Source organism: Phycicoccus sp. Soil802 (assembly GCF_001429605.1).
Classification (GTDB): domain Bacteria; phylum Actinomycetota; class Actinomycetes; order Actinomycetales; family Dermatophilaceae; genus Pedococcus.
On record NZ_LMSS01000004.1, the window covers coordinates 245,461 to 269,167 of the forward strand.

Sequence of the window (23,707 nt, forward strand, 5' to 3'; positions counted from 1 at the left end):
CGATGACGACGACAACCAACCACGCGCGCAGGGGCGACACCTCCACCGAGGGGTCGTCCCTGCCGCCGCGCCCACACCTGCCCCTCGGCGACGGCGCGGACTCCCTGCCGGCCGCCCCGCCGTCCAGTCGCCGCACCGGCGTGGCCCGTCCGCTCGGCGTCGGCCTCGTCGGTCTGTGGCTCAGCGTGCTCGTGCTCCTCCCGCTGGCCGCCTTGACCGTGACCTCGCTCGGAGAGGGGATCGGCGGCTTCTGGCACGCCGTCTCCGCCCCCGTCGCGCTCGCCTCCCTGCGGGTCACCGTGCTGGTGGCCGCCATCGTCGCGGTCGTCAACGCCGTGATGGGCACCCTCATCGCCTGGGTCCTGGTGCGCGACGACTTCCCCGGCAAGCGCATCGTCAACGCCCTCATCGACCTGCCGTTCGCGCTGCCCACGATCGTGGCGAGCATCGTGCTCCTGTCGCTCTACGGCCCCAACAGCCCGATCCACATCCACCTCAACGCCACCCAGCCGGGCCTGCTGGTCGCCCTCGCGTTCGTCACCCTGCCGTTCGTCGTCCGCTCCGTGCAGCCCGTCCTGATCGAGGTGGACCGCGAGGTGGAGGAGGCCGCGGCGTCGCTGGGTGCCTCGAACTGGACCACCTTCCGCCGCGTCGTGCTGCCGACCCTGGCCCCGGCCGTCATCAGCGGCACCGGCCTGGCCTTCGCCCGCGCGATCGGCGAGTACGGCTCCGTGGTCCTCATCGGGGGCAACATCCCGCGCAAGACCCAGGTCGCCTCGCAGTACATCCAGCAGCAGATCGAGATCGACCGGCCGCTCAACGCCGCCGCGGTCTCGGTGGTGCTGCTGGCGATCGCCTTCGTCACGCTGTTCGTCCTGCGGCTGTTCGCCGGTCGCAGCCTGCGCCGCGAGGAGGACGCCCAGTGAAGACCTCCACCACGGCCCGGATCGGTCTGCGGACCGTCGCCCTCGGCTACCTCGTGCTGCTGATCGCAGTGCCAATCGTGCTCATCCTCTGGCGCACCTTCGGGGAGGGGGTCGGCGCGTTCGTCGACTCCATCCGCACCCCGGCGGCGATCTCCGCCCTGAACCTGTCGCTGCTCATCGTGGCGATCGTCGTCCCCCTCAACGTGGTGTTCGGGGTCGGCACGGCGCTGGCCCTGGTGCGTGGCCGGTTCCGCGGGCGCGGGCTCGTGCAGGCCGTGGTCGACCTGCCGTTTGCGGTGTCGCCCATCGTGGTCGGTGTCTCGCTGATCCTGCTGTGGGGCGTCGACGGCTGGTTCGGAGGCCTCGAGCGACTCGGCATCAAGGTGATCTTCGGCCTGCCCGGCATGGTGATCGCCACGCTGTTCGTGACGCTCCCCTTCGTGGTGCGCGAGGTGGAGCCGGTCCTCCACGAGATCGGCACGGAGCAGGAGCAGGCCGCATCGACCCTCGGGGCCAGCACCTGGCAGACGTTCTGGCGGATCACGCTGCCGGCCATCCGCTGGGGCCTGACCTACGGCGTCGTGCTCACGATCGCCCGGGCACTCGGTGAGTTCGGTGCGGTGATCATGGTCAGCTCCGGCTTCCCCGGTGTCTCCCAGACGCTCACCCTGCTCGTCCACTCGCGCTACATCGACGACCACAACACCTACGGCGCGTACGCCGCGGCCACCCTGCTCATGGGGCTGGCCGTGCTCACGCTGCTCGGCATGACAGCACTCGACCGCAAGAGGAGCAAGACATGATCAGCGTCATCGGAGCCCGCAGGAGCTATGGCGACTTCGCCGCGCTCGACGACGTCACCCTCGACATCCCGGCCGGCTCGCTCACCGCCCTGCTGGGCCCGAGCGGCTCGGGCAAGTCGACCCTGCTGCGCTCCATCGCCGGGCTCGAGCAGCTCGACGGCGGCCGCATCGTCATCGCCGGCCGCGACGTGACCGGGGTGGCGCCCCAGAAGCGGGGGATCGGGTTCGTCTTCCAGCACTACGCGGCGTTCAAGCACATGACGGTGCGCGACAACGTGGCGTTCGGGCTCACCATCCGCAAGCGGCCCAAGGCCGAGATCTCCCGCAAGGTCGACGACCTGCTCGAGATCGTGGGCCTCGACGGGTTCCAGCACCGCTACCCGGCGCAGCTGTCGGGTGGGCAGCGCCAGCGGATGGCGCTGGCCCGGGCGCTCGCGGTCGACCCCGAGGTGCTGCTCCTGGACGAGCCGTTCGGCGCCCTCGACGCCAAGGTGCGGGCCGACCTCCGGCAGTGGCTGAGGCGGTTGCACGACGAGGTCCACGTGACCACCGTCCTGGTCACGCACGACCAGGAGGAGGCCCTCGACGTGGCCGACCGGATCGCCGTGCTCAACAAGGGGCGGATCGAGCAGGTCGGCGACCCGGTGACCCTCTACGACCGCCCGGCCAACGACTTCGTCATGTCGTTCCTCGGCTCGGTGGCCCGGCTCGGCGGCGCCCTCGTGCGCCCGCACGACATCGCCCTCGACCGCGACCTCGAGCGAGCCCGAGCCGCCGACGCGCGGGTCGGCGGGTCGCCCGGGGTCATCGAGGCGGTGGTCGAACGCGTCGTCCGCCTGGGCTTCGAGGTGCGGATCGACCTGCGCGCCGACTCGGGCACCCGGTTCGCCGCCCAGGTCACCCGCGCGGAGGCCGACGCCCTCGGGCTCGTGGAGGGTGAGACGGTGTACGCGCGGGCCACGACCGGACCCGACGCGGCCGAGATCCACCCCGCCCTCGCCATCTGAGTCGCGGCCCACCCGGGGCCGCTGGAGCGGCGCCCGCCCACAGCCATGGGTATGCCGCGTGCCCCGGCTCCGCGGCGGTGCGACAGAATGCGCTCGTGGACATCTCGGCACGCACGGAGTACGCGGTCCGGGCCATGCTCATCCTCGCGGAGGCGGCGACGACATCGGCGGGCCCGGTGAGTGTCGAGACGCTCTCCTTCCGCCAGACCCTCCCGCGCAAGTTCCTCGAGGCGATCGTGGCCGACCTGCGCACCGCCGAGCTGGTCAAGAGCACCCGCGGCGCCCGGGGTGGCTACTCGCTGGCCCGCGAGCCCCGAGACATCTCGCTGGGCGAGGTGTTCCGGGCCGTGGACGGGCCGCTCGCGGAGGTGCGGGGCCTGCGGCCGCACGAGACGGCATACGAGGGCGTGGCCACGCACCTGCCCACCGTGTGGGTGGCGCTGCGCGCCAGCCTCCGCTCGGTGCTCGACGAGACCAGCCTCGCGGACGTGCTGTCGGGGGAGCTGCCCGACCGGGTGGTGACGCTGGCTGCGGACCCGGACGCGTGGCGCAGCCGATGAGCGAAGGCGCCCCGATCGACGAGACCCCGGCCGAGGTGGGCCCGGGCATCGACCCCGAGGACCTCGCCATCGCCCTGCGCGTCCTCGAACAGCTCGCCGAGATCGACGGCGACCACCCCGACATCCAGACGGTCAAGCGGGCGACGGGGCGGATGTACAAGCGGGTCCGCAAGGCTCGCCGCCGCGAGGCCAAGCAGCCCCAGGTCGACCACGACGAGGCGATCCTCGCGCAGACCGCCACCGGCTCACCGATGCGGATCGACGACGAGACCAAGGGCATCCCGCTCGTCTCGACGACCCGGGGAGCCCACGCGGGGGAGCTGATCAAGCCGCGGGGCTGCTACATCTGCAAGAGCGAGTACACCCTGGTCGACGCGTTCTACCACTGGCTCTGCCCCGACTGCGCGGCCCTGAGCCACACGAAGCGTGAGCAACGGACTGACCTCACCGGCAAGCGGGCCCTGCTCACGGGTGGCCGCGCCAAGATCGGGATGTACATCGCGCTGCTCCTCCTGCGCGACGGCGCGCACGTCACCATCACCACGCGCTTCCCGCATGACGCAGCGAGACGCTTTGCGGCACAAGAGGATTCGGCTGACTGGATCCACCGGCTCAAGGTCGTCGGCATCGACCTGCGCGACCCCACCCAGGTCGTCGCGCTGGCCGACGAGGTCGCCGCCGCAGGTCCGCTCGACATCCTGGTCAACAACGCGGCCCAGACCGTGCGCCGCTCGCCGGGCGCCTACTCCCACCTGGTCGAGGGTGAGTCGGTGCCGCTCGAGGGCGACGTCGTCTACCCCGAGCTCGTCACCTTCGACCGGATCAGCGAGGCCCACCCGGCCAACCTCCTCGGCACGTTGCAGGAGCAGAAGGTCGCGCACCACGAGGGTGAGTCCGAGCAGGAGGCGGCGCGCGCGCTCGCGCAGCGCTCGGCCGCGTCGATGACGTCGCTCGCACTGACGGCGGGCCAGGCGAGCCTCGAGGCGCACCTGGCCGGCACGGCGGTGGACGCCGGCGGACTGCTGCCGGACACCCAGCTCAACAACTCGTGGACGCAGAAGGTCGAGGAGGTCGACCCGCTCGAGCTGCTCGAGGTGCAGCTCTGCAACTCGACCGCGCCGTTCATCCTCGTGTCGCGGCTGCGACCGTCGATGCGCGCCGCCGTCGCGGCCGGCGCCCGACGCGCGTACGTCGTCAACGTCTCGGCGATGGAGGGCCAGTTCTCCAGGCGCTACAAGGGAGCCGGGCACCCGCACACGAACATGGCCAAGGCGGCGCTCAACATGCTGACCCGCACGAGCGCCGGCGAGATGTTCGAGACGGACAAGATCCTAATGACCGCGGTCGACACCGGCTGGATCACCGACGAGCGGCCGCACCACGAGAAGCTGCGGATCGCCGCCGAGGGCTGGCACGCGCCCCTCGACCTCGTGGACGGCGCGGCCCGCGTCTACGACCCCATCGTGCGGGGCGAGGCCGGCGAGGACGTCTACGGCTGCTTCGTCAAGGACTTCGAACCCAGCCCCTGGTGAGGCCGGCGCCGTGGACGAGCTGACCGCATACCTGCTCGACGCCTTTGGGCTCGGTGGCGGCGGGGCTGCGGCCCGACTCACCTTCGTGGCCCGCGGTGCGGAGGGCCGGGTGAGCCTCCTGGAGTGCCACGGACTCCGGTATGCCGTGAAGCAACCCTTCGCGGCATACGCCGGCTTCCCGGACCTGGCGGCGGGTGAGGAGGTGGTCCGCCGCGAGGCCGGTCACCTCGCGCACTTCGCGCAGGCCGGCATACCCGTCCCCGTCCCCGTCGCCGACCGGGAGGGGCGCTTCCTCGTGCCCGTGCCCGCGGAGCTGGGTGGGGGTCTCGTTCGGCTGAGCACCTGGGTGGACGGCACCGCACCGCGGGCCGACTTCGTGCCCGGCCTGCACGCGACCGAGCTCGGCACGCTGCTCGGGCGGCTGCACGCTGCGGCGCGCGCGACCGACGACCCGATCGGCTGGTGGTACCGGACCGTCCCCGAGGCGCAGGTCTGGGCCGACCTGGTGGAGCGGGGGACCGACCAGCCGTGGCACGACGCCCTGGTGAGGCGGGTGGCGGACCTCGACGGGCTCTGCGACCTCGTGCGGGCGGTGCCGGCCCCGACCGGGCCGTTCGTGGTCGGCCACCGCGACCTGCACCCCGACAACCTCCTGGTGACCACCGACGGCCAGCTCGTCCCGGTGGACTGGGAGGACGTGGGCCCGGTGCTCCCCGACCGTGAGCTGGCCAAGGTGCTGGTCCAGTGGCACGTCGACGGGGAGGAGGTCGACGCGTCGGCCGTGCGCCGGACCGTCACCGCCTACCGCGCAGCGGGCGGCACCGGTGCCGTGCACGGGCTGGACTCGTTCACCATGCTGCTCAGTGGCGAGCTCAACTTCCTCGCCCGGCAGGCGGCCGAGTCCCTGGATCCCGCCACGGAGGACGCGCACCGCCGGCACGCGGTGGCGGAGGTGCAGGAGTGCCTGCTGTGGCTGCCGTCGCCGAGCACACTCCAGCACGTGCTCGACGTCGTGCTCGACCTGATGGCCGCCGGCTGACCCTGCATGGTCGGGGCATCCCCACAGATCTGGCAGAATGGTCGGCTGTACCCGTCCAGGCACGGGCCCGGTCACAGGACTGCGGCCTCCTGGCTGGAACGCCTACACCGAGTTCCGGTACCCCGCGTGAATCCTGCGCGGTCTTGCCGTGCTCACAACCAGAAACAGGAGACACCACCACTGTGGCCGTCAAGATTCGTCTGAAGCGCATGGGCAAGATCCGTGCACCGTTCTACCGCGTCGTCGTCATGGACTCGCGCGCCAAGCGCGATGGCCGGGCCATCGAGGAGATTGGCAAGTACCACCCCACCGAGGAGCCCTCGGTCATCGACATCAACTCGGACCGCGCGCAGTACTGGCTGGGCCAGGGCGCGCAGCCGACCGAGGCCGTCGCGGCACTGCTCAAGGTGACCGGCGACTGGCAGAAGTACAAGGGTGAGCCCGGCGCCGAGGGCACGCTCAAGGTCAAGGCTGCCAAGCCGTCCAAGAAGGAGCTGTACGACGCGGCCATCGCCGCGGCGGGCAAGTCCGAGGCCGGCACCGACGGGGCGACCACCCCGAAGAAGCGCGCTGCCAAGAAGGCCGACGAGGCCCCCAAGGCTGAGGAGCCCAAGGCTGACGAGGCCCCCAAGGCCGACGAGCCCAAGGCCGAGGCCACCCAGGCTGTCACCGATGCTCCCGTGGCCGACGAGGCCAAGGCTGAGACCGAGGAGGCCCCCGCGGCCGCCGAGGCCGACGCCGCGGACAAGGCCTGACCGTGCTGGAAGAGGCGCTCGAGCACCTCGTGAAGGGCATCGTCGACCACAAGGACGAGGTTGCCGTGCGACGCAAGGAGCTCCGCCGTGGTGAGGTGCTCGAGGTGCGGGTGCACCCCGAGGACCTCGGTCGCGTGATCGGTCGCTCCGGTCGCACCGCGAGCGCCCTGCGCACCGTCATGGGTGCGCTGGCCGGCGGCCAGAACGTCCGGGTCGACATCGTCGACACCGACAAGGTCCGCTGAGCGCTCACCCGCGCTGACACGCACACCGAGCACATCGAGAAGGGCCACCGGGTTTCCCGGTGGCCCTTCTCTCCCACCGTGGAGCCAACCCCTGAGAGGATCACTCCATGCCTGCCGACTCCAGACTGCTCGTCGCCCGCATCGGCAAGCCACACGGCCTGCGCGGTGAGGTGACGGTGCAGACCCACACCGACGACCCCGAGGCACGCTTCGCGCCGGGTGTCGCCTACGCCACGGAGGCCGCACCCGGGTCGGGCGTCCCGCGCTCCCTCACCCTGCGCACCGCGCGGCTGCACCAGAAGGTCTGGCTGCTCGGCTTCGAGGAGATCCCCGACCGCACCGGCGCCGAGTCGCTGCGGGGCACCCGCCTGTTCATCGACGCCGAGGCCGCGGCCGAGGCTGCGGCCGACGAGGACGACGCGTGGTACGAGGACGAGCTCGTCGGGCTCACCGCCGTCGACCCCGCGGGGACCACCCTCGGTGAGGTCACCGGCCTGCGCACCGGCGCGGCGCAGGACCAGCTGGTGCTGCGGCTGACCGGCGGCGCCGAGGCACTCGTCCCGTTCGTCGAGGCCATCGTCCCCGAGGTCGACGTCGACGGCGGCCGGGTCGTCGTCGACGCACCGCCCGGGCTCCTCGAGCTCAACGCCGACTGACGGCGGACCCCCCGTGATCCTCGACGTCGTCTCGATCTTCCCCGAGTACCTCGCGCCGCTCGACCTCTCGCTGATCGGCAAGGCCCGCCGCGACGGGCTGCTCGACCTGCGCGTCCACGACCTGCGCGACTTCACCCACGACCGGCACCACTCGGTCGACGACACCCCCTACGGCGGTGGTGCCGGCATGGTGATGAAGCCGCAGCCGTGGGCCGAGGCGCTCACGCACGTGGTCGCCTCGGGTGCCGACGGGGCCCGCCCGCGGCTCATCGTCCCGGGTCCGGGAGGTAGGCCGTTCACGCAGGCCCTGGCGCGCGAGCTCGCCGAGGAGCCGTGGCTGGCCTTCGCCTGCGGACGCTACGAGGGGATCGACGAGCGGGTCTACGAGTACGCCGCGGACGAGCTCGGGCTCGAGGTGTCGGTGGTCTCGCTCGGCGACTACGTGCTGAACGGGGGCGAGGTGGCGGTGCTGGCGATGGTCGAGGCGGTGGCCCGCCTGCTGCCCGGCGTCATCGGGAACGCGGAGTCCCTCGTCGAGGAGTCCCACGAGGACGGCCTGCTCGAGTACCCCGTCTACACCAAGCCCGCCGCCTGGGAGTCGAGTGGCGGCGTGACCCGGGCGGTCCCGCCGGTGCTGCTCTCGGGGGACCACGGGGCGATCGCCGCGTGGCGCCACCAGCAGCGGCTCGAGCGCACGGCAGCTCGCAGGCCGGACCTGCTGCACTCCTCGGCGGCGCTCACGACCGAGGGCCTCACGATCACCGTCGCCCAGCCGTCCGATGCCGCAGAGCTGACCACCCTGCAACGGGCCTGCTGGGTGAGCGAGGCCAGGGCCAACGCCACCCACGACATCCCGCCCCTGATCGAGTCCGTCGACGACGTCGCACGGGGACTGCGGGAGTGGCAGACCTGGGTGGTGCGCGTCGGCGGCCGGCTGGTGGCCTCGGTGCGGGCGCGGTCACACCCCGACGACGCGGCCACCTGGCAGATCGGCCGGCTGATGGTCGCTCCCGACCTCCAGGGCCGTGGCCTGGGGCGCGCGCTGCTGGAGCACGCGGAGGCGCAGGCGCCGTCGGGCACGGCGGCATACTGGCTGAACACCGGGACCGGCAGCGAGCGCAACCTGCGCACCTACCGCAAGGCCGGCTACCGGGTGCAGCCCGGAGCGGGCGCCTTCCCCGGCACCGTGGACCTGCTCAAGCGGCGTCGCTGACGCGCTCGCTGGCGTAGAGCCGGTAGAGGCAGTAGGCGGCCACGGCGCACAGCAGGTGCCAGGCGGCGTGGCCCTGCAGGAGCGAGCCGGGGTGGCACAGTGACGACCCGTCCTTGGCGAGGTTCCAGATCGCGAACGCCAGGGCGAGGGCTCCGGCCGACGCAAGCCCCCAGCCGGCCTGGCGTCGCGCGGCGCCACGCCGCCACAGCACGGCCTCACCGGTGAGGGCCACGAGCAGGAAGAGCCCGAACGCGAGGTTGGCGGCGATGTCGACCACCGGGACGTGCCCCGGGATGCGTTCGACGAGCTCGCAGACCAGCACGACACCGACGAACGACGCCGCGAAGAAGCCGATGCCGCGGCCCAGCACCCGGGTGACCGCGTAGGACGAGGCGAAGGCAGCAATGAGGTACATGCTGAGCAGGTCGAGGTGCCCACCGAGGTCGCTCTGGGTGGCGTGCATCGCCGCGCTCGCCGGCCCGAGCAGCACCACGACCACGCCCAGGGCCGCCGCGAGCCGCGGGTTGGCCGCGATCGTCGTGCGAGGTGCTCCCGCCCTCCACCCGATGGCCAGCCCGGCGAGGATGAACCCGGCGTTGCTGAACGTGTTGGCGGGCTGGCGGACGACGGCGTCGCGCGCCGCCTCGCAGAACCGGTCGCCGCGACCGACGTCGGGGCCCAGCCAGCCGTGCAGCACCGCGAGCCAGAGCAGGCCCACCGAGACGACCGCGACGGCGCCCGCCAGCGCCAGCGGTCGCAGGTCGCGCTGCGCGTGGGTCGCCATGGTGGCGAGTATGCCGCCGCAGGTCACCCCGGGCGGGTCGGTGCCTCAGTCGACGAGGCTGGTGGCCAGGTCGTCGGGGAGCAGCCGGCGTCCGGCGAGCAGGTGCTCGGCCACGAGGACGGTGACGGTCTGCGCGGCCATGATCCCGAAGAGCACCAGCACCTGGGCCGTCGCGGCCTGCGCCGGGGTGCCGCCGCCGAGCATGACCCCGATGAACGCGCCGGGCAGGGTGACCACCCCGGTCGTCTTCACCTGGTCGAGCCCGGGGAGCAGGGCTTCGGGGGCGCGGCGGTGGACGATCTCGCGGATGGCCTGGCGGGGGAGCAGGCCCACCGAGAGGCTGGCTTCGTACTGGCTGTGCTCCTCGCGCAGCGCGGCGAAGGCGCGACGGCCGACGAGGGTGTGTGCGGTCATCGCGTTGCCGACGATGATGCCGGCCACCGGGATGACCGCGATCCCGGTCGCGGGGATCGTGCCGGTGGCCAGCACGATCGCCAGCACGGGGAGCACGCCCGAAGCCATCGCCAGCGCGGCCCAGGACCAGGCCCTCGGCGCCTCGACCCGGCTGGACGTGGTGAGCACCCCCATCGCGAACATCACGCAGACCAGCGCCACCGACCACGGCAGGCTGTCGACCACGGCGGCGATGAGCACCGCGGCGAGCCCGAGCTGGGCGATCGCCCGCACCGCGGCGACGAGGACCGGGCGCTCGAGGCCGTAGCCGGCGAAACGGTGCGCGGCCAGCGCGACCGCCAGCAGCAGGGCCAGTGCGAGGCCGACAGGCCAGCCGGGGTCGATGCTCACAGCGTCACGGTATGCCGCGGCGCCGCGGCGAGGGCGCAGGCGGGTGCAGCGGGCCCGCGAAAAAAGCTCGCGAGAGCGGGAATGTTTTCTGTATCGTTCTACTTGAACGATTTAGTACAACGATCCAGAAGCCAGTTCAGAGCGTCGAAGGAGGCCGGGAGCCGTGGGAAACGTCACCCTCAGGTCCGTCGCCGAGGCCGCCGGTGTCTCCGTGTCCACCGTCTCGAACGCCTACAACAAGCCCGACCAGCTCTCCGCCGAGGTGCGCCAGCGCGTGCTCGAGACCGCCAAGACGCTCGGGTATGCCGGCCCCAACCCGGCCGCGCGCAGCCTGCGGTCCCAGCGGGCACGGGCGATCGGGCTGGTCTTCACCGAGCGGCTCAGCTACGCGTTCTCGGACCCCTACTCGGTCGGCATGCTGGCCGGGCTCGCCGAGGTCGCCGAGGAGTTCCAGACAGGGTTGCTGCTCATCCCGCTGCGCCCGTTCGACCCCGAGCGTCCCGAGGAGGTCGAGGCCAGCGCCGAGGCCATGCGAGCCGCCGTCGTCGACGGGCTGCTCGCTTACTGCCTCGACATCGACCACCCGGCCCGCGAGATCGCGGTCGACCGTGGCCTGCGGATGGTGGCCACGGACGACAAGGACCCCCGGATGGACGGGCTCGTCCTCATCGACGAGCGCGGCGCCGCCCGGCAGGTCGGCGAGCACATCCGCAGGCTCGGCCACCGCAGCGTCGGCATCGTCGTCGACAGCAAGGTCGACTCGTCCGCCGTGGTCGAGGTCGACGACGTGCAGCACCGGTCCATGTCGTTCTCCTGGGACCGCTACGACGGCTTCCGCGAGGGACTCGGCCCCGACGTCAGCGTGCAGACGGTCGCACCCCCCGGCCACAACTCGGTCGAGGCCGGTCGCTCCGCCGGGGCTCACCTGCTCGACCGACAGGACCGACCCACCGCGATCATCACGGTCAGCGACGTGCTGGCCCTCGGGGTCCTCGACGCCATGCGCCAGCGCGGCCTGACGCCGGGGCGCGACGTGTCGCTCTCCGGCTTCGACGACATCCCGGCAGCGGCCGATGCCGGCCTGACGACCGTGCGCCAACCGATCGCCGAGCGCGGGCGGATCGCCGGCCGGATGCTCCTCGACCCCGACTACACCGAGCGCCGCATCGTGCTCCCCACCGAGCTCGTCGTGCGGTCCAGCACCGGACCCGCCACGACGTCACCGACGCGCTGACAGATCCGTCAGCGTCCACAGCGCCACCGCACCCTGAAGGGAGAAGGACATGAGCGACTACATCGCCCTCACCATCAACAGCAACGCAGGCGCCGCCCTGGCCCGGTCGGCCCGCCCGGACGCCCCCGTCGTCGACGACGGCTTCAGCGCCAGTCCGGCTCGCCGGCCCGTGCGTCGTTCGTTGGCGAGCACGCTGCGCACCGCCGCAGCGGGTCAGCGCCGCCTGGCCGACCGGCTCGACCCGGCCTGCCGTCCGGCGCACGCCGGCGCCTGACGCCCGAGGCGGGTGTGCCGGGTGGCCCGGCCACACGGCATACCCGGTCGTCCAAGGGTCGCGACGATTTCTGTCGCGACCCCTGTGCGTGGCAGAATGGCTCCTCGCGCCCGCGTGAACCAGCGGCCCCTGCCACAGGGGGAGTGTCCGGACAGCATCTCCGGCCACGTGGTCGGTCCACGCACACGGCGCACCATCATCAGCAGCACCACCCAACACCCTGGGCGACCTGTGGCGCCGAGAAGAAAGCGAATCTGCCATGCAGCGTTTCGACGAGATCGACAAGGCGTCCCTCCGCGACGACATCCCGGCCTTCCGCGCCGGTGACACCGTCAACGTCCACGTCAAGGTCATCGAGGGCACGCGCTCGCGTGTCCAGGTCTTCAAGGGCGTCGTGATCCGTCGCCACGGCGGTGGCCTGGGCGAGACCTTCACGGTCCGCAAGGTCTCCTTCGGCGTCGGCGTCGAGCGCACCTTCCCCCTGCACACCCCGGTGATCGACCACATCGAGGTCGTCACCCGCGGTGACGTCCGTCGCGCGAAGCTCTACTACCTGCGCGACCTGCGCGGCAAGGCCGCCAAGATCAAGGAGAAGCGCGAGACGACCCCCGCCAAGTAAGGCGGAATCATCTCCCCCTCAGCGCGTCCCGGCGCTCGTCGCCACAGCCCTGAGGGTTAGGCTCCGGAGCGATGAACCCCGGACCGGAAGCACCCCAGCAGGACCCGGCCGCCGCACCAGTCGAGACTGACGCGGCGGCCGAGTCCGAACGCCCCCGAGGCGGCCCGTCGTGGCTGCTGCTCGGCGGCGTCGCCCTGCTGGTGATGCTGCTGGTCCGGGGTTTCCTCGTGCAGTCGTTCTACGTGCCGTCGGGCTCCATGGAGCCGACCATCGAGCCGGGCGACCGGATCTTGGTCAACAAGCTGGCCGACGGCGACTCGGTCCGCCGCGGCGACGTCGTCGTCTTCGACGGCACCACGACCTTCGCCGCGGCCGACCTCACCCCGCACCAGGACAACGGCGCGATCGGCAGGGTCCTGGGCGACGCGGCGTCGTTGGTGGGCGTCCACCTCGGCGAGCAGGACTTCGTCAAGCGGGTCATCGGCCTGCCGGGCGACCACGTGGTCTGCTGTGACCGAGGCAGCCTGACGGTCAACGGCAAGGTCATCGACGAGACCTACGTCATGCCCGGCGACAAGCCGAGCGAGCTGGAGTTCGACGTCACCGTCCCCGCCGGCCGGCTCTGGGTGATGGGCGACCACCGCAGCGACAGCGCCGACTCGCGCTCGCACCTGGGTGACCCGGGTGGCGGCACGGTGCGGCTGTCCGACGTCATCGGCCGGGCCAGCGCCACCTACTGGCCCCTCTCGCGGCTCGGCCGCTTCGAGCGCCCGGACGCACTGGCCGACCTGCCCCGCGTGGGTGAGCCGTGAGCGGCACCCCGCGCGAGGGTGACAGCGGCTGGCTGAGGTACGAGGCCGACCAGCCCGACCCGACCCCCGCCGAGGCCGACTCGCACGACTCGGCCTGGCTGCGCAACGACCTGCCCGACCCCGGCGTCGCGCCGACGGTCGCGGCCCAGGCCGAGGACTCCACCCCGGCGCACCGGTCCTCGGCGACGCAGCCGCTGCCCAAGGAGGGCGAGCAGGGGGTGGCCGGCGACCAGCGCTCGGAGCGCCGAGGCGGCGACCACGAGGAGTCGGTCGGAGGGCTCGCGGTGCTCGGCGCGGCCATCAAGGAGTTCGCCATCGTCGTGGGGATGGCCCTCGTGCTCTCCTTCATCGTCAAGACCTGGCTGCTCCAGGCGTTCTACATCCCGTCGGGGTCGATGGAGGACACGCTCGTCCTCAACGACCGCGTCATCGTCAGCAAGCTGACGCCCGGCCCGGTCGACCTCAAGCGCGGCGACATCATCGTGTTCGCCGACCCGGGCCAGTGGCTCGACGAGGCCCCGAAGGCCCAGCAGGGCCCGGTCGCGACCGTGGTCACCGAGACGCTCACGTTCGTGGGCCTGCTGCCCGACAACGCCGAGAACCACCTCATCAAGCGGGTCATCGGGCTGCCCGGTGACCACGTCGTCTGCTGCGACGAGGGCGGCCGGATCACCATCAACGGCACGGCGATCAAGGAGCCCTACCTCAAGCCGGGCGACGCCGCGAGCGAGCAGGACTTCGACATCACCGTGCCGAGCGGACGGGTGTGGGTCATGGGTGACCACCGCTCGAACTCGGCCGACTCGCGCGTCCACGACGGGCCGGAGAACAACGGCAGCCAGGGTTCCGTCGACGAGCGGCTCATCGTCGGCCGTGCCGTGGCCCTCGTCTGGCCGCTCGACCACCTGACCTGGCTGTCCAACCCCACCACGACCTTCGCGAAGGTCCCGGCTCCCTCGCCCGCCACCGCCACCACCGACTCCCAGGGCACCGGCACCACTGGCGACGAGGGTGACGGTCCCGGCGGCGGCGAGGTGGGCGGCACCGACACACCGACCGGGTCGGGCTGAGCGATGGCCCAGCCCGTGCGCAGTCGCAAGCCGAACCTCAGGGTGGAGCGCCAGCTCCAGCGTGACGGTCACCGCGTCCTCGCCGGCATGGACGAGGTGGGTCGCGGTGCGCTCGCCGGACCGGTGACGGTCGGCGTGGTGCTCATCGACGAGACGTGCCGCAGCGCGCCCACCGGGGTCAAGGACTCCAAGCTGCTGACCCCGGCCGCGCGGGTGGCCATGGTCCCGCGGATCCGGCGCTGGGCCCTGGCCTACGCGGTCGGGCACGCCTCGCCCCGGGAGATCGACGAGATCGGCATCATCGCCGCCCTGCGGCTGGCCGGCTGCCGGGCCCTGGCCGCGGTCGACGTGGTCCCCGACCTGGTCATCCTCGACGGCAACCACGACTGGCTCACCGCTCCCGACGAGGTGGGGCTGTTCGCCTTCACGTCCCACGACGCTCCCGTCACCCCGCCGGTCACGACCATGATCAAGGCCGACCTCAAGTGCTCGTCCGTCGCCGCCGCGTCGGTGCTCGCGAAGGTGGAGCGGGACGGGATGATGGTCGACGTGGCGCCGGAGCACCCGGCCTACGGGTGGGAGGAGAACAAGGGGTATGCCGCGCCGGAGCACCTCGCGGCACTCGAGGCGTTCGGGGCGACGGACCTGCACCGACGGTCGTGGCGGCTGCCGGGAGTGACGATGGATGATGAGAGCGTTCGGCAGGGTGAGCAACCGGAGATGAGCACGCGATGAGTTCTGAGGACCTCGAGAAGTACGAGTCGGAGATGGAGCTCCAGCTCTACCGCGAGTACCGCGACGTGGTGGGCCTGTTCTCGCACGTGGTCGAGACCGAACGCCGGTTCTACCTGTGCAACTCCGTCGACGTGAAGGTGCGCTCCGACGGCGGTGAGGTCTACTTCGACGTCACCATGCAGGACGCCTGGGTCTGGGACATCTACCGACCTGCGCGGTTCGCCAAGCAGGTCCGCGTCGTGACGTTCAAGGACGTCAACGTCGAGGAGCTCGCGAAGGCCGACCTCGAGCTGCCCAAGGGGCAAGGCTTCTAGCTGTGCTGTCGAGGCACGGTGGTGCGGTTCTGGCGCTGCCAGCTGCCGGATCCGCGGCCGTATCCGGGTCGGCTGTCCCCGGTAGGGCGGCTTTGCCGAGCCTGTCCACAGGGGCGGTCCCGGCCCATGTCGGTCTCCGCCCACGCGGGCTTGGGTTGGGCGCATGGCAGACAGGGCGGATCCGCGCAGGGCGTTGGGGGAGTATGGCGAGCGGCTGGCCGAGCGGTACCTGACCGACCGCGGGCTGGCCGTCGTCGACCGCAACTGGCGCTGCGCTCGCGGCGAGCTCGACCTCGTGGCCAGGGACGGCGACTGCCTCGTCTTCTGCGAGGTCAAGACCCGCCGCACCGAGCGCTTCGGTTCGCCGGTGGAGGCAGTCACCGCGCGCAAGGTGGCGCGGCTGCGCCGGCTCGCGGCGGCCTGGCTGCAGGAGAACGGGGAACATCCCGCGCACATCAGGATCGACGTGATCGGCATCCTGCGACCGGCCGAGGGACGCGCTGTGGTCCGACACCTGCAGGGGGTGGAGGGATGACGTTCGGCCGCACCCGATCGGTCACGCTGGAGGGGCTGGCCGGGTCCGTCGTGGAGGTCGAGGCGCACCTGTCCGGGGGCCTGCCCGCCTTCATGCTGGGCGGGCTGCCCGACGCCGCGTGCGCGCAGTCGCCCAACCGGGTCAAGGCGGCGGCGGCCAGCATCGGGCACTCCCTGGCGCAGAGCCGGATCACGGTCAACCTGTCGCCCGCGTCGATCCCCAAGAACGGCAGTGGATTCGACCTTCCCATCGCCATCGCCGTGGCGACGGCCCTCGGCCTGGTCCCGCCCGAGCGGGTGGGTGACGTGGTGCACCTGGGGGAGCTCGGGCTCGACGGGTCGATCCGCTCGGTGCGCGGTGTCCTCCCGGCGGTCCTGTGCGCCGCCCGGGCCGGGTGCCGAGACGTGGCGGTCCCGGTCGACAACGCTGCCGAGGCGCGCATCGTGCCCGACATCCGGGTGCATCCCGTGGCCCACCTGGCTGATCTGATCGCGGCGCATGCAGCCGGGGTCGAGACCTTGGGGGTCAGCGCCCCGGAGCGGGCACCACGACTGTCGGTTGCGAAGGTCACGCCCGACCTCGCCGACGTCGTCGGCCAGGAGGAAGCCCGGACGGCGCTCGAGCTGGCGGCTGCCGGTGGACACCACCTGTTCCTGCTCGGACCACCCGGCTCCGGCAAGACGATGCTGGCCGAGCGACTGGTGTCGATCCTCCCGCGCCTGAGTCGAGAGCAGTCGATCGACGTCCTCGCCGTGAAGTCACTCCTCGGGGTGACTGCTGCCGAGCTGTCCCTCGAAGGGCTGCCGCCCTTCGTGGCACCACACCACAGCGCCACGCAGGCGGCCATCATCGGGGGCGGGAGCTCGGCCGTGCGTCCCGGCGCGATCACGCTGGCGCACCACGGCGTGCTCTTCCTCGACGAGGTGCCTGAGTTCAAGGCGGCGGCCCTGCAGTCGCTGCGGCAGCCGCTGGAGTCCGGTCGGGTGGTCGTCTCCCGGGCCAAGGCGAGTGTGCAGTTCCCGGCCCGGTTCCAGCTGGTGATGGCCGCGAACCCGTGCCCCTGCGGTCTCGGCTTCGGCAAGGGGGTCGGCTGCTCGTGCACTCCCTTGGCCAAGCGCGGCTACCTCGGTCGGATCTCGGGGCCGCTGCTCGACCGGGTCGACCTCCAGGTGCAGGTGCCCGCCATCACGCGTTCCTCGCTCGCGGGCCACGCGGGAGAGAGCAGCGCGACCGTCGCCGAGCGGGTCCTTGCCGCGCGGAAGGCCCAGGCCGAGCGATGGGACGGCACGCCGTGGAGACTGAACAGCGAGGTGCCCGGTTCGAAGCTGCGGCGCGGCCGGTGGCGTCTGTCTCCCTCGGTCACCACCGACATCGACCGGTCCCTCGACCGGGGCCAGCTGACGTTGCGTGGGTATGACCGGGTGATGCGGGTGGCGTGGACCGTCGCTGACCTCGGCGGTCGCCTGACCCCCACCCGCGACGACGTGGGCACTGCCCTGACCCTGCGCAACCAGGGCCCGGTGGCGGCATGATGTCGGGGATCGCGCCGGTGCGCGGTGACCGTGCCGCGCGGGTGGCCTGGGCCAGACTCGTCGAGCCGGGCGACGAAACCGTCGCGGCCCAGATCGCCGCAGTGGGAGCGGAGGAGGCACTGCACGCAGTGGCTGCCGACACCACCCTGGGTGCCCGGATGGCCGAGCGCGCGGGGGAGCTCGATGTCGACCGTGACCTGGCCATCGCCCGGCGCTTGGGCGCCCGGCTCGTGGTGCCGGGCGACGAGGAGTGGCCGCTGGGCCTGCTTGACCTGGCGGCTCCACCGATCTGCCTCTGGGTGCTCGGCCGCGCCAGCCTGGGTGAGGTGGCGGCCCGGAGCGTCGCCGTGGTGGGGGCTCGCGCGGCCACCGGCTACGGCGTCCACGTGGCGAAGGAGCTCGGCGCCGGGTTGGCGGAGCGGGACTTCGCCGTGGTGTCGGGCGCCGCCTACGGCATCGACGGTGCGGCGCACGAGGGCGCGCTGGCGGTCGACGGGGTGACCATCGCCGTGCTCGCCTGTGGTGTCGACCGGCCCTACCCAGCGGGGCATGCCGGGCTGCTGCAGCGGGTGCAGGAGGACGGCCTGGTGGTCAGCGAGGTGCCGCCCGGCTCGGCCCCGACCAAGTGGCGGTTCCTGAGCCGTAACCGGGTGATCGCGACGTTGACCCAGGGCACCGTGGTGGTCGAGGCGGGCCTGCGCAGCGGTTCGCGCAACACCGCCCGGCACGCGGACGAGCACCTCAGGGTCGTGTGTGCCGTGCCGGGCCCGGTGTCGTCGGCGGTGTCGGCGGGATGCCACGAGCTGGTCCGTGCCGGCGCGACCCTGGTCACCGATGCCGGGGAGGTCGCGGAGGCCGTCGGGCCGATCGGTGAGCTGGCCCCGCGCAAGGAGGGGGAGGCGCAGCCCGGCGACGACCTCGAGCCGAACCACCGGGTCGTCCTCGCGGCGCTGCCGGCTCGCAAGCCCGCGACGACCGAGGAGCTGGCCCGCCTGAGTGGGCTCAGCAGCACCGAGGTCCGGGGTGCCCTCGGTGCCCTGGACCTTGCCGGCCTCGCCCAGCGGCAAGGGGACGGCTGGCGCAGACCGCTAGGACGGTGAACCTGCGGAGGCTCGGCGCGCCCGTGCGTCCAAGACCTCTGCGCGGGAGCGGACGGCTGGCACAATGACGCCGTGCTCGCAGCCGAGGTCGCCTCCTCCCAACAGGCCCAGTGGGACCTGGTGCGCGACTACCTCGCCTCGTACGCCGAGAACCGGCCGGTCCGGAAGGTGACCGTGGTCGGCAACGCGCCGCTGGGCCCCAACCCCGAGCGGGTGGCGCAGATCGACAGCAGCGACTTGGTCTTCCGGATGAACTCGATGGCCCTGGACGACCCGGGCACCCCGCCGTGTGTCGGCACCAAGTGCCACGTCCTGGTGGTGTCGCGGTACGCGCCGGTGACGCCGTGGATGTTCCAGGACTACCGGCAGCGCGCCTACCTGATCCCGCAGGCCGGCTACGGGCTGCGCTACATCCTCCATCCGCAGCCGACCTTCTGGCCCTCGGACCTCGGCACCATGCCGGTCCCCAACGCCCCGGTCATCACCCGGCTGCTCGACCAGCTCGACCCCGACCACGTGCCCAACCAGCTGATCCCCACTTCCGGGACCATCTCGTGCTTCCTGGCGCACGAGATGTTTCCCGAGGCCGAGATGTTCGCGACCGGCTTCTCGTTCCTCGACGGGGTGCAGCGGGACTCGTGGCGCTACCAGAGCGGCGGAGGCAGCCCCGTCATCCCCGCCCACCAGCTGGGCCTGGAGGCACGACTGCTCCGCTCATGGATCGACGACGGCACCATGCGGATGCTGCCGTGAAAGAGGAGAACATGTCCGGAACAGATGCGCGGCCCGACGGCGCAGGAACCCCGACGCCCGGCGCCTACCGACGAGCCCGGCGTGCCTTCGGGCGGTGGCGCCGCAGCGTCGCGGACCCCAACAACCTCGCCGCGAAGGTGGACAAGCAGCGGGCCCAGCTCGACCGGCAGGCCACCCAGATCGCCGAGCTCAAGTCGTCGGTCGCGGCCCTGGGCAAGCGCCTGCACCCCGTCGAGCACGCGTCGGCCCACCGCGAGGTGGAGCACGGTGGGCTGGCCATCCAGATCGGCATCGTCGAAGAGCGCCTCGGCAAGATCGAGGAGGGCCTGCGCAGTGCCGAGTTCGTGGGCGACGACGCCGAGCGGGCCGAGGCACGCAGCCTGGTCGAGGCGGTGCGGCGCGAGCACGAACAGGTCCGCGTCCGCATGCAGGTGATCGCCCAGTACGAGGAGCGGCTCCGGCGTCTGGAGGACGCCGTCGTCAAGACGTACGACGGAGACGTGCGCCACCCCTTCTGATGCGACCCGTGGCGTGCGGGGTGGCGGCTTGTGTGCCGCTCGTGCGTTTGCGACGGTGACGGCGTGAGTGAGTCCCTGCTGCAGACGTTGGCGGCCTTCGAGCGCCACCTGCGCAGCGAGCGCGGCCGCTCGGAGCACACGACTCGGGCCTACCTCGGCGACCTCCGCGGACTCCTGCGCTTCCTCCAGGACGAGTGCGGCATGACCGACCTGGCCGACGTGGGGCTGCGCGAGCTGAGGGCGTGGCTCGCGGCGCAGGCTGAGTCGGGGGCGGCTCGGTCGACCATCGCCCGGCGTTCCGCTGCCGCCCGCACCTTCCTCGGGTGGGCGACCAGGACCGGGCGGATCGCCCAGGACCCGTCACTGCGTCTGGCTGCTCCCAAGCGCGCGGGTCACCTCCCGGAGGTGCTGCGCCAGGGCGACGCCACGGCGCTGATGGACCTCGCGGCGGTGGCCAGCGACGACCAGGACCCGATGCACCTGCGCGACCGCGCCGCCGTCGAGCTGTTGTACGCCAGTGGGATCCGGGTCGGTGAGCTGACCGCCCTCGACGTCGACGGCCTCGACCTCGCGGGAGGCGTGGTGCGGGTGATGGGCAAGGGCGGCAAGGAACGCACGGTGCCCTTCGGTGCGCCGGCCCGCGAGGCCGTCGAGGCCTGGCTGGCCCTGGGTCGCCCCCAGGTGGTCGTCGCGGGCAGCGGCCCGGCCCTGCTGCTGGGCCGACGTGGACGACGAGCCGACCCCCGGCAGATCCGGGCCGCTGTCCACGAGCTGCTCTCACACCTGCCTGACGCCCCGGACCTCGGGCCGCACGGCCTGCGGCACAGTGCTGCCACCCACCTCCTCGAGGGCGGGGCGGACCTGCGCCTGGTGCAGGAGCTCCTGGGCCATGCCTCACTCGCGACGACGCAGATCTACACGCACGTCTCCGTGGACCGGCTCAAGGCCTCCTACCGACAGGCCCACCCGCGTGCGTGAGCACCGCGGTGACGCCGGGTTCGGGATCGTCGTCGGGCGTGCCGTGCCGGCGGGGGCCGCCCGAAGGGGGGAAGATGGGCGCCGAAGACGTTCATCCGACCCCCGGGGTCCGCGACCCGAGAGGAGCTGTGCAGCGCGTGCGTGAGGATCTGCCGGCAACCCGCAGGGCCCGCCGGCACCGACGTCGGCCCAGCCGTCAGGTGCGCCTGCGCCGCACCATCACGGGAGCCGTCATCCTGGTCCTCGTCGCCGTCGTCACCGTGCGGCTCACGAGCGGGGACGACACGACGCTGATCGAGGCCGCGGGCTCGTCCGGGAAGGCAACGACCTCGGCATCGAGCACGACCCAGAACCCCGACAACGAGGACGGCTCGCCCAGCACCGAGACCGCGAAGGCCGGCACCACCAAGGTCCCGCAGAACGGCAACGGCAAGATCACCGTGGTCGCCGTGCCGCAGGCCGCTGTCGCGGACACCGGCCGCACCGTCAAGTACACGGTCGAGATCGAGGGCGGCCTCGGTGTCGACCCGGCCGAGGTCGGCGCCACCGTCGAGTCCGTCCTGCTGGATCCCCGGGGCTGGCAGAAGGTCGACGGCGTCCGCTTCGTCAACGTGACCCCCGCCCAGGCGGCCAACGGCGCCCACGTCGACGTGCGGGTCACGCTCGCGAGCCCCGGCCTGACCGACAAGCTCTGCGCGCCGATGCGGACGCTCTCCCAGGTCTCCTGCTGGAACGGCGAACGCTCGGTGCTCAACTACCGCCGCTGGGCCCTGGGCGACGACAGCTACGGCTCCGACGTCGCGCGCTACCGGATCTACCAGGTGAACCACGAGGTCGGTCACGGCCTCGGCCAACAGCACCGCACCTGCCCCGGCACGGGCAAGCGCGCCCCCGTGATGGTGCAGCAGACCCTCGACCTCGGTGGCTGCAAGGCGTGGCCCTACCCGTCGGGGGCCTGAGCCAGCGGAAGCAGTCGCACCCGACGCCCGCCCGTGAGGAACACCAGCGGGTCGAGGTAGGCCCGGCCGCGGACGGCGCCGAGGTGCAGACAGGCCGGCCGGCAGTGGGAGCCGATGGCCTCCAGCTCGCCCAGGGGTGACCCTCGCGCAACCACCTCACCGACGGTGACCGACGCGTCGACCGGCTCGTAGGTCGAACGCACGCCGGACGGATGCAGGACCGTCACCGTCCCGCGACCGGCGATCCGGCCCACGTGGGCGACGGCGCCCGCCTCGACCGCCAGCACCTCCTGTCCCGTCGACCCGGCCAGGTCGATGCCACGGTGGCCGGCGCCGTACGCCGACACCGGCGGCACGAACGGCCGCACGACGGTCGGCCTCGGCGCCAGCGGCCACCCCCATCGGCCCCGGAGCGACGGGGGAGAGCGCGGCACCGCCACGGCGGCGGACCCGGTCTGCGCTTGGTGCGTTTCGGCCGGGACCCGGTGTGCTCCGGCCGAGGGGGAGCCCGGAGCGACGGACGCTCCCGCCGGCTGGCCGGCGCCGGGCTGTGCGGGCCACCTCAGTCCGGGCGGCGCAGGGAGCGACAGCCCGATCGAGGCCGCCACGACAGTCGAGACCGGGAGGAGCAGTGCGCTGCGCATCCCGCCACCCTGCTGGGTCCGCCCTCGTCCCGCGACGGAGCGCTCGCCGCCCTGTGGACGGCCATGACCTCCCTGGTCGCCTGTGGACGCAACGGGGTCCGACGCGGGCGGATCCCGGCTCCTCGAGTCAGAGTCGGCTGAGCCGGCTCACGGCCTCGTGCAGCACCTCGTCGCGCTTGCAGAACGCGAACCGCACCAAGGTCCGGGCGGCGTCCGCGTCGTCGTGGAACACCGACACCGGCACCCCGACGACCCCGGCTCGCGCGGGCAGCTCTCGGCAGAAGGCCAGGGCGTCGACGGCCCCGAGCGGTGCGGCGTCGGCGACGACGAAGTACGTGCCGGCCGGAACCGACACCTCGAGCCCGGCTGACCGCAGGCCCGCCACGAGCAGGTCGCGCTTGGCCTCCAACGAGCTGGACAGGCCGGCATACACCTCGTCGTCGAGACCGAGGGCGACGGCGACGGCGGGCTGGAACGGGCCGGAGCCGACGAAGGTGAGGAACTGCTTCACGGCCCGCACCGCCGCGACGGCGGCCGCCGGGCCGCTCACCCAGCCGACCTTCCAGCCGGTCGCGGAGAACGTCTTCCCCGCGGACGAGATCGTCAGCGTGCGTTCCCACATCCCCGACAGGGTGGCGACGGGGACGTGCGTCGCGCCACCGAAGATCAGGTGTTCGTAGACCTCGTCGGTGACGACCCAGGCGTCGAACTCCCTTGCGAGGGAACAGATCAGGTCGATCTCCGAGCGGCTGAACACCTTGCCCGTGGGGTTGTGCGGGGTGTTGAGCAGGACCATCCGCGTGTGTGGGGAGAACGCCGCGCGCAGCGACTCCTCGTCGACCGCGAAGTCCGGGAAGCGCAGCACCGAGGTGCTCCGCACTGCGCCCGCGAGGGCGATCGACGCGGCATACGAGTCGTAATAGGGCTCGAAGGTAACCACCTCGTCGCCGGGCTCGCACAGCGCGAGGATGGTGGCCGCGATGGCCTCGGTGGCGCCGACCGTGACCAGCACCTCCGAGCGCGGGTCGACGTCCAGCCCGTAGAACCGGGACTGGTGCGCGGCCACGGCAGCGAGCAGCTCCGGCACCCCGGGGCCGGGTGGGTACTGGTTGCGTCCGCCGTCGATCGCGGCCTTGGCGGCCTCGAGCATCTCGCGGGGGCCGTCGGTGTCGGGAAAGCCCTGCCCCAGGTTCACGGCGTCGTGCTCGGTGGCCAGCGCCGTCATCTCGGCGAAGATCGTGGTGCCGAACGGGGCCAGTGCGGGTTTGCCGGGTGGTCGAGCCATGCGCCCGAGCGTATGCCGCGC

General features: G+C 72.4%; 28 protein-coding genes. 24 read left to right on the plus strand and 4 right to left on the minus strand.

Annotation, left to right across the window (positions count from 1 at the left end):
• Nucleotides 1-2: 2 nt before the first annotated feature.
• The 10 genes from cysT to trmD all read left to right on the plus strand — a co-directional run bounded on the left by cysT (nt 3) and on the right by trmD (nt 8,736).
• Nucleotides 3-926 carry a sulfate ABC transporter permease subunit CysT gene (gene cysT / locus ASG91_RS10250; protein WP_082594073.1) on the plus strand — a complete coding sequence of 308 codons (924 nt, stop codon included), beginning with the start codon at nt 3-5 and terminating at the stop codon, nt 924-926.
• On the plus strand, nt 923-1,729 hold the full coding sequence (cysW, locus tag ASG91_RS10255; protein ID WP_056922540.1) for a sulfate ABC transporter permease subunit CysW: 807 nt from the start codon (nt 923-925) through the stop codon (nt 1,727-1,729). Before cysT ends, cysW begins: the two co-directional genes overlap by 4 nt.
• Complete coding sequence (locus ASG91_RS10260) at nt 1,726-2,736, plus strand: sulfate/molybdate ABC transporter ATP-binding protein (protein WP_056922541.1); 1,011 nt, start codon at nt 1,726-1,728, stop codon at nt 2,734-2,736. The genes cysW and ASG91_RS10260 overlap by 4 nt, the downstream gene beginning before the upstream one ends.
• Before the next feature lie 95 nt (nt 2,737-2,831).
• The gene (locus tag ASG91_RS10265; protein ID WP_056922542.1) at nt 2,832-3,296 is read left to right on the plus strand and encodes an Rrf2 family transcriptional regulator; all 465 of its coding nucleotides are present in this window, start codon (nt 2,832-2,834) and stop codon (nt 3,294-3,296) included.
• Nucleotides 3,293-4,828, plus strand: coding sequence for an SDR family NAD(P)-dependent oxidoreductase (locus ASG91_RS10270; RefSeq protein WP_056922728.1), 1,536 nt, complete (start codon nt 3,293-3,295; stop codon nt 4,826-4,828). The genes ASG91_RS10265 and ASG91_RS10270 overlap by 4 nt, the downstream gene beginning before the upstream one ends.
• Nucleotides 4,829-4,838: 10 nt before the next feature.
• Complete coding sequence (locus ASG91_RS10275) at nt 4,839-5,867, plus strand: phosphotransferase enzyme family protein (RefSeq protein WP_056922543.1); 1,029 nt, start codon at nt 4,839-4,841, stop codon at nt 5,865-5,867.
• Between the two features lie 182 nt (nt 5,868-6,049).
• On the plus strand, nt 6,050-6,622 hold the full coding sequence (gene rpsP, locus ASG91_RS10280) for a 30S ribosomal protein S16 (RefSeq protein WP_056922544.1): 573 nt from the start codon (nt 6,050-6,052) through the stop codon (nt 6,620-6,622).
• Nucleotides 6,623-6,624: 2 nt separating this feature from the next.
• Nucleotides 6,625-6,867, plus strand: coding sequence for an RNA-binding protein (locus tag ASG91_RS10285; RefSeq protein WP_056922545.1), 243 nt, complete (start codon nt 6,625-6,627; stop codon nt 6,865-6,867).
• A 107-nt stretch (nt 6,868-6,974) separates the two neighbouring features.
• A complete protein-coding gene (gene rimM, locus ASG91_RS10290; RefSeq protein ID WP_056922546.1) occupies nt 6,975-7,523 on the plus strand; it encodes a ribosome maturation factor RimM in 549 nt (182 codons plus the stop codon).
• Nucleotides 7,524-7,536: 13 nt separating this feature from the next.
• A complete protein-coding gene (trmD, locus tag ASG91_RS10295) occupies nt 7,537-8,736 on the plus strand; it encodes a tRNA (guanosine(37)-N1)-methyltransferase TrmD (protein WP_056922547.1) in 1,200 nt (399 codons plus the stop codon).
• Here the strand turns inward: trmD and ASG91_RS10300 are convergent.
• The gene (locus ASG91_RS10300; protein WP_056922729.1) at nt 8,720-9,520 is read right to left on the minus strand and encodes a ceramidase domain-containing protein; all 801 of its coding nucleotides are present in this window, start codon (nt 9,518-9,520) and stop codon (nt 8,720-8,722) included. The two genes, trmD and ASG91_RS10300, sit on opposite strands and share 17 nt — an antisense overlap.
• A 45-nt stretch (nt 9,521-9,565) precedes the next feature.
• Nucleotides 9,566-10,324, minus strand: coding sequence for an ABC transporter permease (locus tag ASG91_RS10305; RefSeq protein ID WP_056922548.1), 759 nt, complete (start codon nt 10,322-10,324; stop codon nt 9,566-9,568).
• Between the two features lie 163 nt (nt 10,325-10,487).
• Here ASG91_RS10305 and ASG91_RS10310 point away from each other — a divergent pair, with 163 nt between their 5' ends.
• The 14 genes from ASG91_RS10310 to ASG91_RS10375 all read left to right on the plus strand — a co-directional run bounded on the left by ASG91_RS10310 (nt 10,488) and on the right by ASG91_RS10375 (nt 21,757).
• Complete coding sequence (locus ASG91_RS10310) at nt 10,488-11,558, plus strand: LacI family DNA-binding transcriptional regulator (protein ID WP_056922549.1); 1,071 nt, start codon at nt 10,488-10,490, stop codon at nt 11,556-11,558.
• Nucleotides 11,559-11,607: 49 nt separating this feature from the next.
• Nucleotides 11,608-11,832 carry a hypothetical protein gene (locus ASG91_RS10315; RefSeq protein WP_056922550.1) on the plus strand — a complete coding sequence of 75 codons (225 nt, stop codon included), beginning with the start codon at nt 11,608-11,610 and terminating at the stop codon, nt 11,830-11,832.
• A 259-nt stretch (nt 11,833-12,091) separates the two neighbouring features.
• A complete protein-coding gene (rplS, locus tag ASG91_RS10320) occupies nt 12,092-12,451 on the plus strand; it encodes a 50S ribosomal protein L19 (protein WP_056922551.1) in 360 nt (119 codons plus the stop codon).
• Between the two features lie 71 nt (nt 12,452-12,522).
• The gene (gene lepB / locus ASG91_RS10325; RefSeq protein WP_082594074.1) at nt 12,523-13,263 is read left to right on the plus strand and encodes a signal peptidase I; all 741 of its coding nucleotides are present in this window, start codon (nt 12,523-12,525) and stop codon (nt 13,261-13,263) included.
• Nucleotides 13,260-14,333, plus strand: coding sequence for a signal peptidase I (gene lepB, locus ASG91_RS10330; protein WP_235543893.1), 1,074 nt, complete (start codon nt 13,260-13,262; stop codon nt 14,331-14,333). Before lepB (ASG91_RS10325) ends, lepB (ASG91_RS10330) begins: the two co-directional genes overlap by 4 nt.
• A gap of 3 nt (nt 14,334-14,336) precedes the next feature.
• Complete coding sequence (locus tag ASG91_RS10335) at nt 14,337-15,068, plus strand: ribonuclease HII (protein WP_056922552.1); 732 nt, start codon at nt 14,337-14,339, stop codon at nt 15,066-15,068.
• A complete protein-coding gene (locus ASG91_RS10340) occupies nt 15,065-15,382 on the plus strand; it encodes a DUF2469 domain-containing protein (protein WP_056922553.1) in 318 nt (105 codons plus the stop codon). Before ASG91_RS10335 ends, ASG91_RS10340 begins: the two co-directional genes overlap by 4 nt.
• 163 nt (nt 15,383-15,545) lie before the next feature.
• Entirely contained in the window at nt 15,546-15,917 is a 372-nt protein-coding gene (locus ASG91_RS10345; protein ID WP_056922554.1) for a YraN family protein, read from the plus strand.
• Nucleotides 15,914-17,449: a YifB family Mg chelatase-like AAA ATPase gene (locus ASG91_RS10350; protein WP_056922555.1), complete on the plus strand. Its 1,536-nt coding sequence runs from the start codon at nt 15,914-15,916 to the stop codon at nt 17,447-17,449. Before ASG91_RS10345 ends, ASG91_RS10350 begins: the two co-directional genes overlap by 4 nt.
• Nucleotides 17,446-18,549, plus strand: coding sequence for a DNA-processing protein DprA (gene dprA, locus ASG91_RS10355; protein WP_157606295.1), 1,104 nt, complete (start codon nt 17,446-17,448; stop codon nt 18,547-18,549). Before ASG91_RS10350 ends, dprA begins: the two co-directional genes overlap by 4 nt.
• Nucleotides 18,550-18,621: 72 nt before the next feature.
• Nucleotides 18,622-19,302 carry a hypothetical protein gene (locus ASG91_RS10360; RefSeq protein ID WP_056922556.1) on the plus strand — a complete coding sequence of 227 codons (681 nt, stop codon included), beginning with the start codon at nt 18,622-18,624 and terminating at the stop codon, nt 19,300-19,302.
• Nucleotides 19,303-19,313: 11 nt separating this feature from the next.
• Nucleotides 19,314-19,820 (plus strand): hypothetical protein, encoded by a 507-nt coding sequence (locus tag ASG91_RS10365; protein WP_056922557.1) that lies wholly within the window; start codon nt 19,314-19,316, stop codon nt 19,818-19,820.
• Between the two features lie 63 nt (nt 19,821-19,883).
• Nucleotides 19,884-20,798 (plus strand): tyrosine recombinase XerC, encoded by a 915-nt coding sequence (locus ASG91_RS10370; protein ID WP_056922558.1) that lies wholly within the window; start codon nt 19,884-19,886, stop codon nt 20,796-20,798.
• A 137-nt stretch (nt 20,799-20,935) separates the two neighbouring features.
• A complete protein-coding gene (locus ASG91_RS10375) occupies nt 20,936-21,757 on the plus strand; it encodes a DUF3152 domain-containing protein (protein ID WP_235545526.1) in 822 nt (273 codons plus the stop codon).
• On the opposite strand, the gene ASG91_RS10380 is transcribed toward ASG91_RS10375, so the two are convergent.
• The gene (locus tag ASG91_RS10380; RefSeq protein ID WP_082592634.1) at nt 21,739-22,401 is read right to left on the minus strand and encodes a murein hydrolase activator EnvC; all 663 of its coding nucleotides are present in this window, start codon (nt 22,399-22,401) and stop codon (nt 21,739-21,741) included. The two genes, ASG91_RS10375 and ASG91_RS10380, sit on opposite strands and share 19 nt — an antisense overlap.
• A gap of 127 nt (nt 22,402-22,528) precedes the next feature.
• A complete protein-coding gene (locus ASG91_RS10385) occupies nt 22,529-23,686 on the minus strand; it encodes a pyridoxal phosphate-dependent aminotransferase (RefSeq protein WP_056922560.1) in 1,158 nt (385 codons plus the stop codon).
• Nucleotides 23,687-23,707 lie beyond the last annotated feature (21 nt).